This is a genomic window from Rhodococcus sp. MurmanLake-1, from assembly GCF_056945715.1.
Genome location: NZ_JBWZNF010000003.1, coordinates 524,443 through 545,592 on the forward strand (window position 1 = coordinate 524,443; position 21,150 = coordinate 545,592).

Genomic DNA, 21,150 nt, shown 5'->3' on the forward strand with positions numbered 1-21,150 from the left:
ATTTCCTTCCGGAGTTTGCCGCTTGATTAACGATCGCTAAGTCATTTCACTGTATCGTGGGTCACAGTGCGACGCCAGAGTGGCATTATGCGAACACATGGCACGAAATTCCCCTCAAACCGATCGAATCGTCATGCTGACCGAACTGCTGGCATCCGACCCCACGGCGGGGCGGAGCCTCGCCGACATCGCACGACACCTCGGCGTCGCAAAGGCGACCTGCTACCCCATGGTCGTCGCTCTCGCCGAGGCCGGCTGGCTCGTCCGTCACCCGATCCGCAAGACCTACCAACTCGGCCCGGCGCTAGTCCCCATCGGCCAAGCCGCTTCCCGCGCAATCGATGTCGTCGATCTTTCACGCACCGTCATGCAAGAACTGGCCGACACATCCGAACTGGCCTGTCTCGGATTCATCCGATCCGGCGCCGACCTCGTTGTCGCCGAGGCAATTCAACCGATCTCCAAGCGCAGCGGAACTCTCGGCTTGCGCATCGGCGACAATGTGCTGATGGCACCTCCACTGGGTGCAGGCCTTGCCGCATGGTTCGACGAGAACGACCTTCACGAATGGTTTCTCCTCGGCAAGGAGGCATTGGACACGGAGGCCGCACTTCTACGGTCGGAGTACGAGCCAATCCTCACGGCCATTCGAGAGCGCGGGTTCGCCGTGGAATGCCTTCACCAACAAGAACGTTCAATTTCCGACGCCGTCGCCGAGATGCGCGGCCCGGGAGTCGGCGGCCAGAGGGCAGCACTCGCACTGAGAGAAGCGCGACGTCTTCTGTCCGCGGATGTCGCGGTCGGAACACTCGACCTCGACGCCAATTATCAATTGCTGTCCGTCAATGCCGTCGCCTTCGCCCAGGACTCGACACCGGCGCTGATCCTCTGCTTGGTCGATGCCCCGTCCTCACTGACCGGGGAGCGGATCGCCGCACTGGGCAAACTTGTGCGTGAAGCCGCCGATCAGGTCACCACTCTCATGCACGGCCGGACACCTCGACCATTGACATCCACAGGCGGAGCAACATAGCTTGTGAGTCAAATGACTTATATAACGATCGCTAAGTCAATGAGTGTGGCGGTTTGCCTACGTCCACGTGAGCGCCCCGATCCCCGCACACCCACCCACCGCAAGGAGCCTGCATGATTCTCACTCACTCCGCCCTTTACATAGACGGAACCTGGCAATCACCGACGACTTCGGACGCCATCTCGGTGCACTCGGCCAGCACAGAAGAGAAGATCGGCAGCGTGCCGGGCAGCGCACCAAACGACGTCGATTCTGCCGTCGCGGCGGCGGGCCGGGCCTTCCGGACGTGGTCGCGACTCGAGCCTGCCGACCGAGCCGACGCCTTGGATCGATTTGCCGCAGCCTTGGGGCGTCGCGCCGACCTCACAGCCCGATTGGTCAGCCAGCAGAACGGAATGCCCGTATCGATCTCCACTGTCGCTGAAGGACAGGGACCTTCAGGGCTTTTGAGCTATTACGCCGCGCTTGCCCGCACGACCGAGCTCGAAGAACCCCGTCACGCGCTGGCCGGAACGGGAACCACCATCGTTCGGAAAGAACCGATCGGTGTTGTTGCCGCGATTGCACCGTGGAACTTCCCATCTCTTCTCGCAATGATGAAAATCGCCCCCGCGCTCGCATCGGGATGCACTGTCGTACTGAAGCCGTCACCCGAGACCTTGCTCGACGCGTTCGTCCTGGCAGAGGCCGCAATGGAGGCCGGTCTTCCTGCCGGTGTTCTCAACATCATCACCGGCGGACCCGAAATCGGCAAATACCTCGTCGCTCATCCGGGTGTACACAAGGTCGCGTTCACTGGCTCTACACCGGCAGGCCGACACATCGGAGCAGCCTGCGGACAACTTCTGCGTCCGGTATCGCTCGAACTCGGCGGCAAGTCCGCCGCAGTCATTCTCGACGATGCGGACCTCGACGCGACGATGGCAGGTTTGGCGACGGCATCGTTGATCAACACCGGACAAACCTGCTACGCCTCGACAAGAATTCTCGCGCCCGTCGGACGCTACGAGGAAGTGCTCGATGCCGTCACCGCAATGGTCGATTCGCTGCCGGTGGGCGACCCGTTGGATCCCACCACCTTCATCGGCCCTCTCGTGAGCGCCGGGCAGCGCGAACGCGTCGAGTCCTTCATCGCCGCAGGCACTGCGGAAGGCGCACGGATCACGACCGGCGGATCACGACCGCGCACACTCGAGCGCGGATGGTTCCTGGAGCCAACCGTTTTCGGTAACGTCTCCGCAAACCACACGATTGCAACCGAAGAGATCTTCGGCCCCGTACTCTCTGTCATTCCATACACCGACGAGGCACAGGCCATCGCAATCGCCAACGATTCCGAGTACGGCCTCGGTGGAACCGTGTGGACTGCCGACTTCGACCGCGGGATGGAAATAGCCCGCTCAGTCGATACCGGTTCGTTCGGGATCAACGGCTACACACTCGATTTCGGAGCACCGTTCGGAGGCACCAAGGCGAGCGGCATCGGTCGCGAGCTTGGACCGGAAGGCCTGGCCGCATACTTCCAGACCAAATCGATCTTCACCACGGCCTGATTCGTCACCTGCGCCATGAGTGGCCGGAAATCGTCGAGCACATGATGATTGCACACTTACTTAACGATCGTTAAGCTAGGTTCAATGCAGTAACCGCTACAGAAGATCAAGGAAGTATCCAGTGGCCGTGCGATCCAGTGACCAATACCGAAAAGGGCTCAGCGACGATCGCCGAGTCTTCTACCGAGGCAAGAAGATTTCCGATGTCTACGCCGAACCCGAACTGACTCTCGCAGTGGATCATTCGGCACTATGCTACGACATCGCCGACGATCGACCCGACCTCGCGGTCACCGATGTCGACGGTGACCCAGTCAGCGCGTTCTACGTGGCGCCGACATCTGCGGACGATCTGATTCGTCGCGGCGCCCTGATCGAGGAAGTATCGCGGCGCGGCGGCGGAACCATCGTCCTCAAAGAGGTGGGCAGCGATGCGCTGTTCGCCCTTCTTCGTGCAACCAGCGGTGAAGGTCTCGAGAATGCGCGCGCTTTCTACAAGCGGGTCTGCGACGGCGATCTCGCACTCGCCGTCGCGCAAACCGACGTCAAGGGTGACCGGTCACTTGGACCGCGCCAACAGGCAGACCCAGACCTCTACCTGCACATCGTCGACGAGGACGCCGACTCCATCACCGTGCGCGGCGCGAAGTGCCACACTTCGTTCTCGGCGAACGCCGACGAGTTGATCGTGCTGCCCACCCGCGCGATGGGCCCCGAAGACGCCGATTACGCAGTGTCCTTCGCCATCCCGATCGACACACCGGGTCTCGAGCTGTACGTCTCTCCCTACGCAGCCGGAGAACGCAACTCCTTCGAATTTCCGATCTCCACGAAACACAAACTCCTCGAATCGCTCACCGTCTTCAACGATGTCCGAGTACCGAAGAATCGAGTCTTCCTCAACCGTCAACCCGAACTTGCCGGACCACTCGCGTTGGCGTTTGTCGATTACCACCGGTTCACCGCCATCAACTACAAGTTGCCCCTACTCGACATCATGGTCGGAGCAGCTTCACTGATCGCCGAGGCCAACGGCATCAGCAAAGCAGGCCATGTGAAGGGCAAGATCACCGAACTGATCACCTGGAGCGAGACCGTGCGCGGACTGGCTCAACTCGCCGCCGTTCGATCAAAGCCAGGAGCACACGGTGTCAGGCAACCAGATCCGCTTGCCGTCAACATGGCCAAATACCACTTCGCACATGGATTCCACAACGCGGTCGCCATCCTCACCGATCTCTCAGGTGGCCTCCTCGCCACCGGCCCCGGCGGTGAAGACTGGGACAATCCCGAAATTCGTGTAGTTCTCGAAAAATACTACGCTGCAGCAGTTCCTGCCGAAAAGCGTCTCCGTCTGCTGAACTTCATTGCGGATCTGACCGCCCGCGACTACGGCGGATATCAGTCAGTCCTGGCCACGCACGCAGAAGGATCACTCGAGGCCGAGAAACTGCAGATCTCACGCTCCTTCGATCCGATGAGGGCACGCGAATACGTCAGTGACCTCGCCGGAATATCCCACCTCTGACCATTCGTCCCGAGAGAACAACAAGGATTTTCATGATCTCGACAGCATTCACGGAAACGTTCGGCGTTCGCCACCCCATCGTCCAAGGTGGAATGCAGTGGGTCGGCAGAGCAGAACTCGTCGCAGCCGTTGCCAATGCCGGCGCATTGGGATTCATCACTGCACTCACGCAGCCGACGCCGGCCGACCTGGCGAACGAAATCGCCCGATGCCGCGACCTGACCGACCAACCGTTCGGCGTCAACCTCACAATTCTGCCGTCGATCACGCCACCGCCGTACGACGAGTACCGCCAGGTGATCGTCGACTCAGGCGTGAAGATCGTCGAGACCGCAGGTTCCAATCCCGATCCTCACCTGCCGATCTTCCATGACGCCGGAATCAAAGTGCTCCACAAGTGCACAACAGTCCGGCATGCGGTCAAGGCACAGGATCTCGGTGTCGACGGAATCAGTATCGACGGATTCGAGTGCGCCGGCCATCCAGGGGAAGACGATGTCGCAGGCTTGGTCTTGATTCCAGCGGCCGCAGAAAAGATTTCGATACCCATGATCGCTTCCGGCGGCTTCGCCGATGCACGTGGTCTGGTCGCCGCGCTGGCGCTCGGAGCAGACGGCATCAACATGGGTACGCGATTCATGTGCACCACCGAGTCTCCGATCCACCAGAACATCAAAGAAGCCATCGTCGCTGCAGACGAAACACAGACCGAACTGATCTTCCGACCACTCCGCAATACTGCACGCGTGGCAAGCAACATCGTCAGCCGAGAGGTTGTCGACATACTCTCCCGCGGCGGACAATTCGAGGATGTGCGCGACCTGGTAGCAGGAGCGCGTGGGCGAAGCGTCTACGAAACCGGTGATCCCGACGCCGGCATCTGGACGGTCGGCACATCACAGGGGCTGATCCACGACATCCCCACCGTCGACGAGTTGGTCCAGCGCATGGTGTCCGAAGCAGAGGTCATCATCGGGGCACGCTTGCGTTCGATGACCGAACGCGTTTCCGTCTAGGACAGGAGAGCAACCCATGCGTCGAACACTGTTCACAGCCGACCACGAGGCCTACCGAGAGACTGTGCGCGAGTTCATTGCCCGCGAGATCACGCCTCACTACGACAGCTGGGAAGAAGCCAGGCTCGTCGACCGATCAGCGTGGCTCGCGGCCGGCAAGATGGGTATCGTCGGCCTGGCCGTCCCCGAACAATACGGAGGCTCGGGTGAACTCGACTACCGGTACCGGTACGTGGTCGCCGAAGAGATCGCCCGTACCGGTACCACCTCGTTCGGCGCCGGACTCGGCCTTCAGGACGACATCGTCATTCCGTACATCGCCGACCTCGGCACAGACGAGCAGAAAGCACGTTGGCTACCGGGTATGGCTGCCGGTGAACTCATCTGCGCCATCGCGATGACCGAACCGGGTACCGGCAGTGATCTGCAAGGCATCAAGACCTCCGCCGTTCGAGATGGCGACGACTGGATCTTGAACGGGCAGAAGACGTTCATCACCAGCGGAATTCACGCCGACATCGTCATCGTTGCGGCCCGCACCGATCTCAAAGCGGGGTCGCGGGGATTCAGCCTCCTCGTGGTCGAACGTGGGATGGACGGATTCACCCGCGGTCGCAAACTCCACAAGGTGGGGTTGGCGGGTCAAGACACAGCCGAGCTGTCGTTCGACAACGTAAGAGTCCCGGTAGGCAACCTCCTGGGCGAGGAGGGCGGAGGCCTCATTCATCTCATGGAGCGTCTTCCCCGTGAGCGTCTGTCGATCGCCGCGAGCGCAATCAGTTCCGCGCGTGCGGCATACGAATGGACCAAAGACTACGCGTTCGACCGCACCGCCTTCGGCAAGCCGATCGGCGACTTCCAGAACACTCGATTCGCCCTCGCCGAGATGCTGACCGAGATCGACGTGACACAGGCATACGTCGACAACGCAGTCCTGGCCATCAACGACGACCAGCTGTCAGCAGTCGAAGCGGCACAGGCGAAGTGGTGGGCCAGCGAACTTCAGAAGCGCGTCGTGGATCGATGCGTACAACTACACGGTGGATACGGCTACATGATGGAGTACCCGATCGCCCGGGCGTACGTAGACAGCCGAATCCAGACCATCTACGGCGGAACCACCGAAATCATGAAGGAGATAATCGGTCGCGACATCGCAAAGAGTTGATCAGCACCGAGAACGACCGTGGTCCCGAACATCCTGTGTTCGGGACCACGGTCGTTGTAAGCGCCGTTCTCGCTTCGTCTATCCGAAAACTGCTGCGCGCTTTTCCTGAAACGCCGCAACACCTTCGGCAAAATCACCACTACCCAACAGGTCGATCTGGCCTATGCGCTCGCGTGTGAACGCATCACCGAGTTCGGTGAGCGTAGCGTCGTTGATAGCCTTCTTGGTAAACCGAAAAGCAGGGGACGACCCGGCGCCCAATCGGTGCGTCAGGTCTGCCAATTCCACCGCGAAGGCGTCGTCCTCGCACACGTGTGAGACCAGGCCGCAGTCGAAAGCATCTCGAGCGGATAATCTTTCGGCCAGCAGCGCCATGCGCATCGCGCGCGCGCGACCGATCGACGCTGCCACCAGTGCGGTAGCTCCACCGTCCGGCATCAATCCCACCTTGGTGAACGCGAGCAGAAAGTAACTCGACTCCGCCGCGAGCACGAGGTCGCACGCCAAAGCCAGCGAAACACCCACACCTGCAGCAGGGCCTCGTACCGCAGCGACCACCGGAAACGGAAACTCTCGAATGGCCTGCACCAAGGCATTGGCGGCATCGATCGTGTCCGCCGACGGCGGACCGGACAACGTCACGTCCGCGAGGTCCGCGCCCGTGCAAAATGCCTTGCCCTCTCCTTCGAGAACCGCCACCCGCACATCCGAGGATTGTGCGTGCTCGACGAAGATCGTGGCAAGTCTCTCCAGGGTTTCGGTAGTCAACGCGTTCATTCGCGCTGGCCTGTTGACAACTATGCGGAGCACCCCGCCGTTTCGGCTCGCGTAGACATCCGGTCGCGTTTCGGTCATTGAAATTCCTTGTCAGTCAGACTCGATCGAGTTGTGCTACAAAAGTTGATCTTCGCGATCCATCGACGATGAGTAGGGGGGCAACGTAAGAACGATCGAGAGAGGCTGTCGCGACATTCCTCGCCTGTACTTCTTCCCCTCAGCCGCCCAGCCAATCCTTCGTCACGACGGTGGTGTCGGCCCCGGGTGGCCGAGCACCTGACGGCTGTGCAGTCCTGGAACGGGAGAACCGCGGCGCGGGTGCCGCCTGCACTATTCCGTCGGCCTCGACAAGAGTTCCCCGCTGGGCAAGATGCGGGTGCAGCGCGGCTTCGGCGGGACTCAGGACAGGAGCAACACAAGCGTCCGTCGATTCGAACAGCGCTGCCCAGGCGTCTCGCGTGCGCGACGAAAACGCCTCCGTGAACCGTTCTCGGATTGTGGGCCAGCCCCTTCGATCCATCTGTTCAGGCAACGATTCCGGCGCGATATCCAGGCCTTGGAGGAGCGCCGCGTAGAACTGCGGTTCGAGGGCACCGACTGCTACGAACTTACCGTCCGAACATTCGTAGGTGTCGTAGAACGGCGTGGAACCGTCCAGGAGGTTGGTTGCACGTGAGTCACTCCACTGTCCGCTCCCTCGCAACGACCACATCATCTGCGCCAACACCGAAGTTCCGTCGACAATTGCGGCATCGACCACTTGTCCTTTGCCCGAACTCTCTCGCTCGTACAAGGCAGAGACGATTCCGACGATCAAGAACATGGAGCCACCGCCGAAGTCCCCGACGAGGTTCAGCGGAACCGTGGGTTTCTCGGCCGGACCGATGGCGTGCAGGACTCCGGTCAGCGCCAGGTAAGTAATGTCATGCCCCGCCCGCTGCGCGAGTGGGCCGTCTTGGCCCCATCCGGTCATACGTGCGTAGATCAGCCGGCTGTTGAGTTCGGTGCACACGTCGGGACCGAAACCCAGCCGCTCGGTCACGCCGGGCCGAAAACCTTCCAGGAGCACATCGGCTTTCGAGACGAGGGCCCTCACCAGCTCTCGGCCTGACTCGGTCTTGAGGTCGGCTTCCACCGACCGTCTCCCCCGCAAAAGTTGGTCCTGCTCCCGTGGCGAGATCTCGAGTCCACCAGACGGACGCTCGACTCGAACTACGTCCGCTCCGAGATCTGCAAGCATCATCGCAGCGTGTGGCCCCGGCCCCAACCCGGCGAGTTCCAGCACTCGAACACCGTGCAACGGGCCGCTCATCCGACGGACACCTTCCCTGAATAGCGCTCGCGCAGTTTCCCTTTGACTAGTTTCCCGGTCGGAGTTCGAGGTAGATCCGTACTGAACACGAGTCGCCTCGGCAACTTGTACTTGGCGATCTGTCCGCGCAAATGAGAAAGCAGTTCGTCGCGAAGCGCATCGCCGGCTTCGGCTTCGGGGACTGGCTCGACGACAGCCATCACTATCTCCCCCATCTCGTCGTCGGGCAACCCGATCACCGCCGCGTCCAATACCGAGGAATGCTCGATCAGCACGTTCTCGATCTCCTGCGGGTATATGTTCACACCACCCGAGATGATCATGAAGGACTTACGGTCGGTCAGAAACAGATAACCCTCCTCATCCATGAAGCCGACATCACCCGTAGTCGTCCAGGTCGGGTGGGCGGGATGCTGTGCTTCCTGGGTCTTTTCGGGCGCATTGTGATAATTGAAGGGCAACTCGTCACGTTCGAAGTACAGCGTACCCACCTCGCCGGAGGGTAGATCTTCGCCGTTCTCCCCACATACGTGGAGCACTCCCAGGGCGGCTCGCCCCACTGTGCCCGGCTTTCGCAGCCACTCGTCCGAGTGAACAATGGTCATGCCGTTGAGTTCCGTCGAGGAGTAATATTCATCCAGAATGGTTCCCCACCAATCGATCATCTTTCGCTTCACATCGACGGGGCACGGTGCGGCTGCGTGGACGGCAAGTCGCAGAGACGATATGTCGTAACGGTCTCGGGTTTCCTGTGGCAGTTTGAGCATGCGCACGAACATTGTCGGCACCCACTGGCTGTACGTGACGCGATAACGCTCGATGTATTCCAGGGCCTTTTCCGGATCGAACCGATTCATCATCACTACGGTGCCGCCCAGCGCCTGGACCGACGCGCACGTCCGGAGCGGAGCGGCATGATAGAGCGGCGCCGGGGACAGATAGATGTCGTCTTCGGTTACACCCCAAACACTTTGGTTCATTGTCGTCATCTGATCGCCGGGATCCTGTATCCGGCGATTCGGTAGAGCCGGCTTGATGCCCTTGGGACGGCCGGTTGTTCCCGACGAGTACAACATGTCGGCGCCGCGCGGTTGATCCGGGAGCGGTATGTCCGACTCCATGTCAGCCGCCTGGTCGAGGGAGTCGTATCCGTCTAGTTGACCGCCGAAGGAAAGCCTGGTCACCTGCCGGGGAACGAGGTCGGACAGCGTCTCTGCCAGTTCGCCCAGAGCAGCATCGACGATGACTACCTTTGCCTCGCAGTCCTCAACGATGTATGCACCTTCCGGAGCGGTCAGGTGCCAGTTGACCATCGTCAGGTAGACACCGGATCGCATAGCCGCCCAGTAGATGTCGAAGACCTGAACGTTATTGGTGGCGAGCACGGCCAGGTTGTCGCCTCGCCGCAACCCGAGTCCGTGGAGCACTCGCGCAATCCGAATCGAATTCGATTCCAGTTGCGCGAACGTCACCGCTTCACCGGTCTCGGCAACGATTACCGCGGCCTTATCCGGGTTTGTCGCAACATACGCTCCGGGATACATGGTTTACTCCAAGGTTCGTTCGCTAAGGTCATTTGTTCACAAAGTTGTTCGTGTAGAGATCATTCGAGAGACAGCGCGACTTTTCCTACCGCCGTACGCTCACTCAACGACTTCAATGCATCGGCGGCACGCGCCAAGGGGTAGAGGGTGGGCTCGGGCACCCTCAGAGCTCCGGACTCGAGCAGGGGGTAGAGCTCCTGCCATTGACGCGCCAGATATTGGGGATCGGTTTTCAGATATTCACCCCATCCTGCACCGGTAACCGAAATATTCTTCAGGAGAAGTCGATTGACTTTGACCGTGGGAATATCACCGCCGGTGAATCCCAAAACGACCAGGCGACCGTTCGGCGCAAGGCTGCGCAGGCTGTCGGTGAAGCGGTCACCACCGACCGGATCGAGAATGATGTCGACACCGCGCCCATTCGTAATCCGTTGGACGCGTTCCTTCCACCCGTCGACCGACACGACGTGCGTTGCCCCGGACTCCGCGGCGATTTTCTCCTTCTCGCCTGTACTCACGACAGCGACTGTCTCCAGACCGAGCGCTGACGCGACATGCAACGCGGCCGTACCCAACCCACCGGCCGCGCCGTGAATCAGGACGGTCTCGCCGGCACGGTATCGCGCGCGTTCGTCGAGGGCGAAATGCGCGGTCAGATAATTCAGGAGAAATCCCGAGCCGGCCGAGAGCGAGACCGCATCAGGCAGAGCAAAGACATTGGACGGCGCGACCGCAACGGTCTGCTGCCACGCGCCTTCCCCGGTCGTAAGCACGGCCACGCGCCGCCCGGGTGTGAAGCCGGACCCTGGCGGCGCGCTCCGAACGGTACCGGCGCCCTCAACGCCTAGCACGCAAGGTAATTCGCGCACCGTTTGGTAGCTGCCCGTGGTCTGGAGAAGATCGGGGAAACTCACTCCGGCGGTGTGCAGATCAATTACCACCAGTGCCGGATCGACAGGTTCGTCGACATCGACCAACGACAGACCTCCGGACCCCGTCGCCTCCACCAAGTGGACTGCTTTCATTCAAACTCCTCGGACTGGTCCCGGCGACTTCGTTGACAAACGGAATCCGCCGTAGCAACAGTTTAACGATCGTTAAGTAGGACTCTACGGCGACAGGCAGACCATGGCAATGACGTCTGACCGCGGGATGCCCCCGGGCCGTAGTCCTCGACGATGTTCGCGAAGCCACACTGGCAGAGAGCGGTTTTCGATCAGGTCGTCAGTACAGGTAATCCTCGCCGCTGGCGCGCACGGTTATGTCACTGATGCTGATACCCCATGGTTGATCGATGATGTGAACAACAGCGTCAGCCAGGTCGTCGGGCTTGATCAGCCAGTATTCGATGGAGTCGACGTCCTTCTGCCCGGGGCTGAGGGTGCCGTCGGTTAGATGCCCGACGTTCTCCATGTAGGTACCCGCACGTTGACCGGTGAGACCGAGGATCGCGTTCTCGTTGACGATCCAGCTCGCCAAGTTTGTTCCTGTCACGCCTGTGGGCTTGACCGTCGTCACCTTGATCTTGCCCTTGGCTTCGATTCGCAGTGAATCCGAGATCGTGGTGACTGCAGCCTTGGTCGCGCTGTAGACGCCGGAACCGTCGATGCCTGCGTTTCCGAAGATCGACGAGATGTTGACGACTTGACCGCGTCCCTGCTCGATCATCTGGTCGTATACGGCCGAGATTCCGTTCACGACGCCCTTGATGTTGATGTCGATTGCCTTGTGCCACTTCTGCCACGCACGTTCGTGATCGGCGAAATACGCGAGAGGCATGACGCCTGCGTTGTTGACGAGTACGTCGAGCGCTCCGTACTCCGAAATGCCGTGCTGCGCCGCAGCGATGACCTGATCCATGTCGGTGACGTCGGCAATCTTGTAGGTACCGGTGAATCCCGCGGCCGCGATACCGTCGAATACAGTCTTCAGGCCCGCCTCGTTGATGTCCACGCCGACGACTTTGGCGCCCTGCGCTGCCACCTTCTCGGCGATGAGTTGACCGAACCCACCGCCTGCACCGGTGATGAGAATGACCTTGTCCTGCAAGTACTGAGACATAGCTGTTTCCTCTTGTTCTGGATCTCGGGTTCGTTGTGGGTCAGACGATGTTGATGGCATCGAGGACTGCGGCGACGGTCTTGCGGTCGCCGGAAACCTCGACGGCAGACCGCCATGCAGATCGAGTGGTCCCCCACCGCAGGAATTCGGTGGCCTGGGTGGTCGCGACGTTCTCCGGCACGTCGTCAGCTTCGGTGACGGTCACTCCCCCATCGCCATGAGAGATGACAAAAGTGCGCTCGGTGGCGCCGTTGAGGCGCAGTGCCACAGGCGATGTCAAGGCGGCGGCGACAGCTTCGCCGCACATCTGCGGGAGCCCCGCAACCATCCAGTCGATCGCCGGATCGACAGCGGCCGCCATGTCGATCTCACCGTGAGGAAACGGTCCGAACGGCGACAGAAGATCCGACGTCAAATGGACGAGATGGTCGAACGACACTGCGTCACTGAGCTGATGAAGGCGATAAGTCCCGAGGTCGAGCATCTCGAGTGTGTTGTTGCGAAGCTCCTCTGTCTGCAGCGCGGCCAACGTCGCGAGTCCCGCTTCGGATTGTTCCCGGTAGTAGTCCAGAATCTGCTCGTGCGGTAGATCGGCACGCTCGCGGACGGCAGCGTCGTTGAGCCGCTCGGACTTTCCACTGGGGTTCGGCGGGAACACCAGATCCGGATCGGCGATGAAGTTGAAGAAGAACGCCATGTGACCGATGAGATCGTGGACGCGCCAACCGTGGCACGCGCTGTCTGCTTCCCACTCGGTGGTGCCGAACTGCTCGGCGATTTTCACTGTGTTTTCTGCCAGCGCACGAGCGCCGGCGAGTCCTGCGTCGGACATGGTGGCTCGATTCTTACGAGGATGCGAGGAAAATGGATTTGAGCTGCTGGTACGCCGCGAGCCCTTCGGGACCGAGTTCACGACCCAGGCCGCTGGCTTTGACTCCACCGAACGGTGAACCCCAGTCGAGGTTGAAGGTGTTGACACCGAACGAGCCGGTCTCGACACGTCGAGCAATTGCGATACCGCGTTCCTCGTCGGAGGTCCATACAGTCCCACCGAGGCCGTACTCGGAGTTGTTGGCAAGCGCGACAGCCTCATCGACGTCGTCGTATGAAATGACTGACAGCACCGGCCCGAATACTTCCTGCCGTGCGATGGTGCTGTCGTTGTCGATATCGGCGAACACCGTGGGCTGCACGAAGAATCCGGTGTCGAGGTCGGCGGGGCGTCCGCCACCCGTGGTGACAGTTCCGCCCTCCGAGCGTCCCTGGTCGATCAAGGACAGCACACGTTCCTGTTGCCTTGCGCTCACCATCGGGCCGACGAACGTCGACGGTTCCATCGGGTCGCCGACCTGCAGACCCTCGGCCATTGCGGTAATGGCGTCGACGTACGTTCGACTATGGCTGCGGGGAACCAAGATTCGAGTCGACATATAGCACGTCTGCCCACTGTTGAGCAGGGACGCAGTTGCCAGACCGGTTACCGTCTCCTCGACATCCGCGTCGTCGAGGACCAGGGCCGCCGACTTGCCACCCAACTCCAAGGTAACGGGGCGAAGCATACCGCCACACACCGTGCCGATGTGTCGACCGGCCGCAGTGGATCCGGTGAAGGCTACCTTGTCGATCCCGGGATGCGCCACGAGATACTGACCGATCTCCGGTCCGCCAGTCACGATGTTGATGACACCCGCGGGAAGTTCTGCCGCAATGGCGGCCTCGGCCAATATATAGGAGTCCAAGGTGGTTTCGGGAGAGGGTTTCAGCACGACGGTGCATCCCGCAGCAAGAGCCGGGGCGATCTTGAACATCGAAAGCACAGCCGGGAAGTTCCAGGGCGCGATGGCAGCAACGACACCGATCGGCTCGCGTCGCACGATTGTCGTACCCGGCATCGGTTGGCTGGCCCGTCGCTCTTCGGTAGGCATCGACTCGGCGAGGCCTGCGTAATAGCGCAAAAGCTGGACGGGTGCGGCCCCCTCGGCGAAACGGGCGAGCTCGATAGGCATGCCGTTCTGGTGAGTGACCGCCGACGCGCGGTCTTCGGATCGTTTCTCGAGTTCGTCGGCGAACCTGCGGATGACACGCGCACGTTCGGCGGGGGAAAGATCGGCCCAGTCATTCCGTCGCAACGCTTTTCGAGCCGCTGATACAGCTGCGTCGACATCCGTCGATACGGAGGCGGGGAACGAGCCTATCTGCTGCTCTGTGAAAGGTGATACGGCTCGGATGATTTCGGAAGTATCCGGCGCTCTCCACAGTCCATCGATGAACAGTGCAGTGCGGTCGGTGAGTGTTGTCATTTCTGGCTCCTCCAGGGATGGCGCTCGACGTTGAACCAGCCAACCTGTGTTGATCATCACTGCTCAGAGGACGAGAAAATTGACATCATGCGCCAATTTATTTACATTTCGACACATGGCAGATCTGATCAGTGCCTCGTCGCTGACGCGACTGCCCGAGTTGATCTCCGAACTCGGCGGAGATCCGTACGAATTCCTCGACCGTGTGGGCATCGATCCGGCCATCATCGGCGCGTACGACCACTTCTTGCCGTTCAGCGCCCTGTCCACGCTGCTCGGACTCTGTGCGGATGAATTGGAGTCGCCCGACTTCGCACTCAGGCTCGCAGGCAGACAGGACCCGGACATTCTCGGTCCGGTTGCCATCGCGGCCCGCAGTGCCGAGACAATCGGAGATGCGTTGCACGACGTCGCCCGATACGCGCACGTGTACAGTCCGGCGTTGGCGGTCGATCTGACAGTCGGCGACACCGAGGTGTCCTACGGACTCGACACCGTGCTGCATCGACTTCCGTATCGGTCCCACGTCGTGGAACTGGCGATGGGCGTAACGCTTCAGACGTTCCGGATGATGGCCGGCCCGGATTTCCATCCGACGCAAATCTCGTTTCAACATCCACGGATCTCCGAAATACGGAGGTACGTCGAGTATTTCGGTTGTTCCGTCGAGTTCAGCTCGGATCGGAATCTGTTGACCTTTCCGCGCGGAGTCATGCATCGCCACCTGCCCCGGGTGGATCCGTTGGCCTACGACTTCGCCGTGCGTTTCATGGCAGGTCGAGATCCGGATGTGGCGTTCCACGACGCGGTGTCGGCTTTGATCGTGCGTTCCCTGCCTGCAGGGGCAGCCACACTGAAGCAAGTCGCGACATTGATGATGCTGCACCCGCGAACATTGCAGAGACGATTGGCGTTGGAAGGCAAGGCGTTCGAATCGCTCGTCGACGATTCACGACGCGAACTCGCTCTCGGTCTTCTCTCGAACAGAGACGTGTCCCTCTCCGAAGTGTCACGCCAACTCGGCTATTCCGAACCGAGCACCCTCACTCGAAGCTGTAGGCGTTGGTTCTCCACAACGCCCCTGGAGAAGCGGAGGGCACTTACCCGCCGCGCTGGTTGACCGCATGAGCTACGACGCCGACGGTTCGAAGGTCGTAGCGGCTCACCACCGGGGGCGTGGGAGACGGGATGAGAACAGATCTGGCATTGCGTCACTGCAACGGTCAGGAAACACCGCCTCTCGCTTTTCCAGAAACGCCGCAACACCTTCACGAACGTCAGCCTGAGCACCGCGAGCATTAATTCCGATGCTCTCGACGCGATGCGCGACCATGGGATGTTCGACTCCCAGCATGCGCCAGATCATCTGACGCGACAGGGCAACCGATACCGGCGCGCTGTCACGGGTCAGGCTATGCGCGAGCGCCGTCGCCTCCCCTAGAAGATCTTCGCGCGAATGCAGTCGGTAGACCAACCCGGCCGAAAATGCTTCCGTAGCAGTGAAGATCCGCCCGGAGTAGATCCAGTCGAGGGCTCGCTGGAGCGGAACCAGTTTCGGCAGCAACCACGACGAACACGACTCGGGCACGAGTCCTCGCCGATTGAAGACGAAACCCATCCTGGCGTCGTCGGCGGCCAAGCGAAAGTCGGCCGCAAGAGTCATGGTGATACCCACGCCGACCGCCGGTCCGTTGATGGCCGCAATGATCGGCTTCAATGAATCGAACATTCGCAGGACGACGCGTCCGCCGCCGTCCCGACGTAGATCGTCACCGTCCGCGTCAGTTCCGTTCGACTCGGCGCTCCATTCGGAGAACGTCTCTGCCCCCGAGGACAGATCTGCCCCCGCGCAAAACGCGCGGCCCGCTCCTGTCAGGATCACCGCGCGCACAGCGTCGTTCGCGTCGGTGGAGTCGAACGCTTCGATGAGCTCGTTTTCCATCGTCGTGGTGAATGCGTTCAGCTTGTCCGGTCGATCAAGGGTGATCACGGCGATACCGTCTTCGATACTCATCGATATGTGTTCCACAGGTACCTCTTTCTCCGGGTGGCGATTAGCGAACGATAATCGGTATTCTGCCCATATCGGCAGTTCAAGACGGTTCCTTTCCATCAGGTGTGTCCCGCGACTGTTCGGCTCTAAGCTGGGCAAGACGCAGGCACCGAGGAAATGAGAAGGAAACCGAACAATGAGTGGGTCGAAGACAGTCGTTGTCCGGCAACTCATACTCGATTCCGCTGTCCGAAACATGAACGAGCGCGGCTATCACGGGACGTCCATGCGTGATATCTCCGCCGGCGCCGATCTCACTGTCGCGTCCATCTACCACCACTTCAAATCCAAGCAGGAAATCCTTCAGGAAATCATGATTCGGGCGCTCCACGACGCCATCAGCATGACCCGCAGTGCACTGCTGCGCTCCGGCGGCGACCCGAAAGACCAACTGCAAGCAATCGTCCGCGCTTGGGTCATGTTCCATACGACCAGGCGCGAAGACGCCCTCGTAGGAGCGACAGAATTGCGCAGCTTGGACGAATCGGGTCACCGTCTGGTCGTAGCCTTGCGCGACGAGCAGGAAAGCATGTTTCGCGACGTCGTCGAACGCGGCATTGAAGAAGGTGCTTTCCACACTCCATTTCCCCGAGATGCCGTGCGCGCCATTATCAACATGGGGCAGCAAGTCTGTGTGTGGTGGCGCGTCGACGGACCGATGAATGCGGAAGATATCGCGTCTCGGTACTGCGCATTGGCGACCGCGATGATCGAATCAAGCTGAGCTGGGCGACACCTCCGCCAAAGAAGATCTGAAGGCCCGAAGACCTGAAGGGCTCCAGGACAGAAGGCACATAACGCCGTCGATGTGCGAGACCAGCGTGCCTCGACTTTCGTCCGCACCCCGCCGCTCGAATCGGTATCTCCATTCCTGAGACCTGCATCACTGACTAATCATCATCTCAGGCGAACGATCGTTTGGCAACAGATTCCGAATCGCACCATCCCTGCGGAGAAAGTCGCTGCAAAAGCGCACTTTTCCCGACTATTGACATTTAACGATCGTTAGGTCAATGATGACTCGCAGCCGAACGATCGTTTGGCAAATTCGGAACGAAGGAGTGCGGGCCACATGACCACCTCCGCATTGCCACGAGATGACGCTGCACACGTCGCCGGCGGCCTCGACGTGGTCACCTTCGCCACCCGAATTTGCGAGCGCCTCCGGTACGGCAATGGCGGCGAGATATGACCGCTCGTATCGAAGAACCCACTCGCACTTGGATATTGCGTCACCACCTTTCGACCCCATACCCGGCGAGCACGATTCCGTCTGGTGCCGGCGCTCGGGACAAGCTCGTCGTCGGCCGCACACCGAACTTGCCGCAACTCACGTCCTGACCGAACTCAACTGAACGACCCCACAGAGAGCGAATCGCGATGACCAACAACACCGAATCTGCGGTGGAGCGCCCGGGCAGATCTCGGCGCGCGTCCTTTGCAGCCGCTATCTCCACTTCCCTGGAGTGGTACGACTTCTTCATCTACGCGACTGCCGCCGCGCTCGTGTTCAACTCGACGTTCTTCGCCACCGACAGCGAGGTGGTCGCTGCAATGAGTTCGTTTGCCACCGTCGCAGTCGGATTCATCGCCCGTCCTATCGGTGGTGTGCTCGCCGGTCATTTCGGTGACCGGTACGGCCGAAAGCCGGTGCTCGTTGCCGCCGTGGTCCTCATGGCTGTGGCAACCTCCTTGGTTGGTTTCGTCCCCAACACCAATGTCGTGTGGCTTGCCCCGGCCATTCTCGTGACGCTGCGAATCTGCCAGGGCTTGGCCGTGGGAGCACAGTGGGGCGGGGCCGTATTGCTGGCCACCGAGAACGCACCGGCGGACCGCCGCGGGCTCTTCGGCAGCTTCGCCCAACTCGGTGTTCCGATCGGTGTGGTGCTGGGCAATATCGTGTTCCTGGTCCTGACAGCAACTCTTGCGGCTGATTCGTTCCTCTCCTGGGGATGGAGGATCCCGTTCTGGATCAGCTTGGTCATGCTTCCAGTGGCATTCCTCATCCATCGCTATCTCGAAGAAACCCCCGAGTTCAAGGCACTCGCAGAAAAACTCGCCGAATCGCCGGTCGTTCGGAAGTCCCCCATTCTCGAAGTGCTCAAGAAGAATCCAGGCACAGTCCTCGCTGCAGCAGGCGCCAATGCCATCGGCGTGATCTTCTTCTACACGATGATCACCGGTTCGGTTCAGTTCGCGACCACCTACCTGGAGATACCGCGGTCGACGGTCCTCACCTACATCCTGATCGCATGTGCAATACAGATTCCCCTGGTTCCGCTGGCGGGATATCTGTCCGACCTCTACGGTCGCAAACTAGTCTTCGGCCTCGGCACCGCAGCCATGATGCTCTGGGGTATCCCGATGTGGCTGATGATCGGTGGATCCAGCCCGGACACGATCTGGCCGTTTGCCGTCGCGGTTATCGTCGGCGTAGTAGCAATGTCACTCCAAACCGGCACGCAGGGAACACTATTCGCTGAACTGTTCCCACCGGAGATTCGATTCTCCGGCGCTTCACTCGGTTATCAGATCTCCGCAATCATCGGAGGTTTCGCGCCGATGATCATGGTGATGCTGATCAACGGAAATCCGGACAACGCATGGAAGGTCGGTTCCTTCCTCGCCGCTGCCGGTGCTATCGGATTGATCTGCCTCTACGTGATCATTCGCCGATACTCCGGAACCTCGCCGACCGTCGCAAGCGCCCGTGTGGAGACCGCGAACGCTCAGTACGCATCATGATCAACCTGGGGTGAGTGGTCTCGATGCCACTCACCCCAGGTTTTCGGGTACGAGAAATGACTGTCGGCGACTGCCGATAAAGTGGCCCCCACAAGTCGACGTGTCCTTCGTCGACCAGGAGCACAGGTTCGAGGAGTGTGTCGGTAGCAGTGGCAGTGGAATCTTCGGTGCTGCTGAAGTGGTACTCCGAGACGGCTCGTGACCTGCCGTGGCGACGCGAGGGCGTCAGTGCCTGGCAGATCCTGATGAGCGAGATCATGCTCCAGCAGACGCCGGTGGTGCGCGTTGCGCCCATCTGGGAAGAGTGGGTGGAGCGCTGGCCGGTACCGTCGGCGATGGCAGCGTCGAGTCAGGCAGAAGTACTTCGCGCGTGGGGCAAACTTGGTTACCCACGACGCGCGCTTCGGTTACACGAATGCGCGGGCGTCCTGGCCGCCGAGCACGGTGACGTGGTGCCGGAAGACGTCGACACCCTGCTCTCGCTACCGGGAATCGGTTCGTACACCGCCCGCGCCGTGGCGTGCTTCGCCTACGGACAGCGAGTGCCGGTGGTGGACACCAACGTACGACGCGTAGTTGCGCGAGCCGTCCACGGCAATGCGGAACCCGGGAATCCGTCCAACACGCGAGACCTCGCCGACGTCGCGGCGCTGCTGCCACGGACACGAGCGCGCGCCGCCACCTACAGCGCCGCTCTCATGGAACTCGGTGCACTGATCTGCACTGCGCGGACGCCGAACTGCGAGAACTGCCCTTTGCCGAACTGCGCGTGGGTCGCTTCGGGCAAACCGGCACACACCGGACCGCCCAAGAAGGTGCAGAAGTTCGCGGGCACCGATCGCCAAGTTCGCGGAAAATTGATGGCCGTTCTGCGCGAGAGCCACCGTCCGGTCGAACGCGCGCAACTCGACATCGTCTGGCCGACCGATCCTGGTCAGCGCGACCGCGCACTACATTCCTTGTTGGTCGACGGACTGGTCGAGCAGACCGATGACGGCCTGTTTGCACTGGCTGGAGAAGGTACGCCCTAGCCCACTCGCATCGGGTCGCATGCTTCTGCTGGTTCGACGGTCTGGGGTGGTGTGACATCAGGATCCGAACGCCGAAACGCAGCGGGAACGACGGGTACCACCGGGTCGCAAGGCGGGAGCGTCAGGATCGGTAGGGCCGCTCCGGACGGTGGCCCGCTCGTCGGGTTCGCCGGCTCGGCGCCGACGTTCGGGCGATCAGTGGACACCGCTCGCGACCCGTCCGGCGACAGAGCGATCAGCAATCCCGTCAGCATGAGCAGGAGCGGCAGCACTATTGCCGCCGCCCACCGGATTCTGTTGACGGGCTGAACAGCCGCGCTGCCAGCGGACCTGACCTCACTCCCCCGACCGGCCGCTACCAGCGCAGCGTCTATCGCCAGTTGGGCGCGCTCGCCGAGATACAGGAAGCCGAGCCCTGCCGATTCGGCGGCTTCGGCGGACAGCTGCCGAGACTCTTCCTTCACCAGCATCGCGACGAGCATCTTGGGCACGGGGTCTCGTTCAGCGACGAGCAGGTCCAATGTCGCAGCAAATGTCGAGCTGTCTGTAAGCAACTCGGCGGTTGCGTAACGGTGCGCCGAGTCCACGACGCCGGCGCTCGGATCGATGGCAGCGATCACAGTCTCACCGCCGTCCGGCCAGAATGCGAGAATCGGCGAAATACCATTCAGGGCGTCGACCGTCCGCAAGTAGGCAATGCGAGCGTCCAGACCGTTGACCAACTCGATGTTCTCGAAAGTGCTGGAGGACAATGAACCCGGGACAAATTCGCGCACGTCCGCGCGCTCGCACATCACTCCGACGACGGTGGGGCACAGGTTCGAGCGCAGGGCCCGACCGGTGGCGACCTCGGCAGCGGAGGCGAGCGCGCGTGCCGACGCTTGCGCAGAGGGAACAGTCCCGTTCGCGCCCCACGGATGACGGAACTCGTCGATCGAGCCCAGAAGGGGTGTGTCCGCATCTACGAGAGCTGTTGAAATGGAATTGTTTTCGAATACCACGCCCAGGCTTTCACGCACTGGATCC

18 protein-coding genes are annotated in these 21,150 nt (G+C 60.9%); 9 read left to right on the top strand and 9 right to left on the bottom strand.

Annotated features, from left to right (window positions below; all coding sequences use genetic code 11):
* Window positions 1–97 precede the first annotated feature (97 nt).
* The 5 genes from AC2ETI_RS12400 to AC2ETI_RS12420 all read left to right on the top strand — a co-directional run bounded on the left by AC2ETI_RS12400 (window position 98) and on the right by AC2ETI_RS12420 (window position 6,298).
* Window positions 98–1,033, top strand: coding sequence for a helix-turn-helix domain-containing protein (locus tag AC2ETI_RS12400; protein ID WP_446837274.1), 936 nt, complete (start codon window positions 98–100; stop codon window positions 1,031–1,033).
* A 113-nt stretch (window positions 1,034–1,146) separates the two neighbouring features.
* Window positions 1,147–2,586, top strand: coding sequence for an aldehyde dehydrogenase (locus AC2ETI_RS12405; RefSeq protein WP_446837273.1), 1,440 nt, complete (start codon window positions 1,147–1,149; stop codon window positions 2,584–2,586).
* Window positions 2,587–2,707: 121 nt separating this feature from the next.
* Window positions 2,708–4,114, top strand: a complete 1,407-nt coding sequence (locus tag AC2ETI_RS12410) for a 4-hydroxyphenylacetate 3-hydroxylase N-terminal domain-containing protein (RefSeq protein ID WP_069146936.1) — start codon at window positions 2,708–2,710, stop codon at window positions 4,112–4,114.
* A 32-nt stretch (window positions 4,115–4,146) separates the two neighbouring features.
* A complete protein-coding gene (locus tag AC2ETI_RS12415) occupies window positions 4,147–5,130 on the top strand; it encodes an NAD(P)H-dependent flavin oxidoreductase (protein WP_446837271.1) in 984 nt (327 codons plus the stop codon).
* Window positions 5,131–5,146: 16 nt separating this feature from the next.
* Window positions 5,147–6,298, top strand: a complete 1,152-nt coding sequence (locus tag AC2ETI_RS12420) for an acyl-CoA dehydrogenase family protein (RefSeq protein ID WP_047888209.1) — start codon at window positions 5,147–5,149, stop codon at window positions 6,296–6,298.
* 78 nt (window positions 6,299–6,376) lie between these two features.
* Here the strand turns inward: AC2ETI_RS12420 and AC2ETI_RS12425 are convergent, their stop codons facing one another.
* From AC2ETI_RS12425 to AC2ETI_RS12455, 7 genes are all read right to left on the bottom strand, one after another.
* Window positions 6,377–7,153 (bottom strand): enoyl-CoA hydratase, encoded by a 777-nt coding sequence (locus tag AC2ETI_RS12425; RefSeq protein ID WP_446837270.1) that lies wholly within the window; start codon window positions 7,151–7,153, stop codon window positions 6,377–6,379.
* A 139-nt stretch (window positions 7,154–7,292) separates the two neighbouring features.
* Window positions 7,293–8,387 (bottom strand): CaiB/BaiF CoA transferase family protein, encoded by a 1,095-nt coding sequence (locus AC2ETI_RS12430; RefSeq protein WP_047888211.1) that lies wholly within the window; start codon window positions 8,385–8,387, stop codon window positions 7,293–7,295.
* Window positions 8,384–9,931, bottom strand: coding sequence for an acyl-CoA synthetase (locus AC2ETI_RS12435; RefSeq protein ID WP_069146932.1), 1,548 nt, complete (start codon window positions 9,929–9,931; stop codon window positions 8,384–8,386). Before AC2ETI_RS12435 ends, AC2ETI_RS12430 begins: the two co-directional genes overlap by 4 nt.
* Before the next feature lie 59 nt (window positions 9,932–9,990).
* Entirely contained in the window at window positions 9,991–10,959 is a 969-nt protein-coding gene (locus tag AC2ETI_RS12440) for an NADPH:quinone oxidoreductase family protein (RefSeq protein WP_446837269.1), read from the bottom strand.
* 199 nt (window positions 10,960–11,158) lie between these two features.
* Window positions 11,159–11,995, bottom strand: a complete 837-nt coding sequence (locus AC2ETI_RS12445; RefSeq protein ID WP_019749697.1) for an SDR family oxidoreductase — start codon at window positions 11,993–11,995, stop codon at window positions 11,159–11,161.
* A gap of 40 nt (window positions 11,996–12,035) precedes the next feature.
* Window positions 12,036–12,827 carry a maleylpyruvate isomerase N-terminal domain-containing protein gene (locus tag AC2ETI_RS12450; RefSeq protein ID WP_483633974.1) on the bottom strand — a complete coding sequence of 264 codons (792 nt, stop codon included), beginning with the start codon at window positions 12,825–12,827 and terminating at the stop codon, window positions 12,036–12,038.
* A 13-nt stretch (window positions 12,828–12,840) separates the two neighbouring features.
* On the bottom strand, window positions 12,841–14,295 hold the full coding sequence (locus AC2ETI_RS12455; RefSeq protein WP_069146929.1) for an aldehyde dehydrogenase: 1,455 nt from the start codon (window positions 14,293–14,295) through the stop codon (window positions 12,841–12,843).
* A gap of 115 nt (window positions 14,296–14,410) precedes the next feature.
* Between AC2ETI_RS12455 and AC2ETI_RS12460 the strand changes: the two genes are divergently transcribed.
* The gene (locus tag AC2ETI_RS12460; RefSeq protein WP_019749700.1) at window positions 14,411–15,415 is read left to right on the top strand and encodes an AraC family transcriptional regulator; all 1,005 of its coding nucleotides are present in this window, start codon (window positions 14,411–14,413) and stop codon (window positions 15,413–15,415) included.
* A 42-nt stretch (window positions 15,416–15,457) separates the two neighbouring features.
* On the opposite strand, the gene AC2ETI_RS12465 is transcribed toward AC2ETI_RS12460, so the two are convergent.
* Window positions 15,458–16,324 (bottom strand): crotonase/enoyl-CoA hydratase family protein, encoded by an 867-nt coding sequence (locus AC2ETI_RS12465; RefSeq protein ID WP_446837268.1) that lies wholly within the window; start codon window positions 16,322–16,324, stop codon window positions 15,458–15,460.
* Between the two features lie 160 nt (window positions 16,325–16,484).
* Here AC2ETI_RS12465 and AC2ETI_RS12470 point away from each other — a divergent pair, with 160 nt between their 5' ends.
* From AC2ETI_RS12470 to AC2ETI_RS12480, 3 genes are all read left to right on the top strand, one after another.
* Complete coding sequence (locus AC2ETI_RS12470; protein ID WP_019749702.1) at window positions 16,485–17,072, top strand: TetR/AcrR family transcriptional regulator; 588 nt, start codon at window positions 16,485–16,487, stop codon at window positions 17,070–17,072.
* Between the two features lie 656 nt (window positions 17,073–17,728).
* Entirely contained in the window at window positions 17,729–19,093 is a 1,365-nt protein-coding gene (locus AC2ETI_RS12475; protein ID WP_483633975.1) for an MFS transporter, read from the top strand.
* Between the two features lie 149 nt (window positions 19,094–19,242).
* The gene (locus AC2ETI_RS12480) at window positions 19,243–20,124 is read left to right on the top strand and encodes an HhH-GPD family protein (RefSeq protein WP_024487744.1); all 882 of its coding nucleotides are present in this window, start codon (window positions 19,243–19,245) and stop codon (window positions 20,122–20,124) included.
* Here AC2ETI_RS12480 and AC2ETI_RS12485 read toward each other — a convergent pair.
* Window positions 20,121–21,143, bottom strand: coding sequence for a hypothetical protein (locus AC2ETI_RS12485; protein WP_446837266.1), 1,023 nt, complete (start codon window positions 21,141–21,143; stop codon window positions 20,121–20,123). The genes AC2ETI_RS12480 and AC2ETI_RS12485 overlap by 4 nt on opposite strands.
* Window positions 21,144–21,150 lie beyond the last annotated feature (7 nt).

Coding starts and splice junctions, on each gene's coding strand:
- AC2ETI_RS12455 (WP_069146929.1), bottom strand. CDS start 14,295: ATGACAACACTCACCGACCGCACTGCACTGTTCATCGATGGACTGTGG.
- AC2ETI_RS12470 (WP_019749702.1), top strand. CDS start 16,485: ATGAGTGGGTCGAAGACAGTCGTTGTCCGGCAACTCATACTCGATTCC.
- AC2ETI_RS12440 (WP_446837269.1), bottom strand. CDS start 10,959: ATGAAAGCAGTCCACTTGGTGGAGGCGACGGGGTCCGGAGGTCTGTCG.
- AC2ETI_RS12425 (WP_446837270.1), bottom strand. CDS start 7,153: ATGACCGAAACGCGACCGGATGTCTACGCGAGCCGAAACGGCGGGGTG.
- AC2ETI_RS12450 (WP_483633974.1), bottom strand. CDS start 12,827: ATGTCCGACGCAGGACTCGCCGGCGCTCGTGCGCTGGCAGAAAACACA.
- AC2ETI_RS12460 (WP_019749700.1), top strand. CDS start 14,411: ATGGCAGATCTGATCAGTGCCTCGTCGCTGACGCGACTGCCCGAGTTG.
- AC2ETI_RS12400 (WP_446837274.1), top strand. CDS start 98: ATGGCACGAAATTCCCCTCAAACCGATCGAATCGTCATGCTGACCGAA.
- AC2ETI_RS12475 (WP_483633975.1), top strand. CDS start 17,729: ATGACCAACAACACCGAATCTGCGGTGGAGCGCCCGGGCAGATCTCGG.
- AC2ETI_RS12420 (WP_047888209.1), top strand. CDS start 5,147: ATGCGTCGAACACTGTTCACAGCCGACCACGAGGCCTACCGAGAGACT.
- AC2ETI_RS12405 (WP_446837273.1), top strand. CDS start 1,147: ATGATTCTCACTCACTCCGCCCTTTACATAGACGGAACCTGGCAATCA.
- AC2ETI_RS12415 (WP_446837271.1), top strand. CDS start 4,147: ATGATCTCGACAGCATTCACGGAAACGTTCGGCGTTCGCCACCCCATC.
- AC2ETI_RS12435 (WP_069146932.1), bottom strand. CDS start 9,931: ATGTATCCCGGAGCGTATGTTGCGACAAACCCGGATAAGGCCGCGGTA.
- AC2ETI_RS12430 (WP_047888211.1), bottom strand. CDS start 8,387: ATGAGCGGCCCGTTGCACGGTGTTCGAGTGCTGGAACTCGCCGGGTTG.
- AC2ETI_RS12445 (WP_019749697.1), bottom strand. CDS start 11,995: ATGTCTCAGTACTTGCAGGACAAGGTCATTCTCATCACCGGTGCAGGC.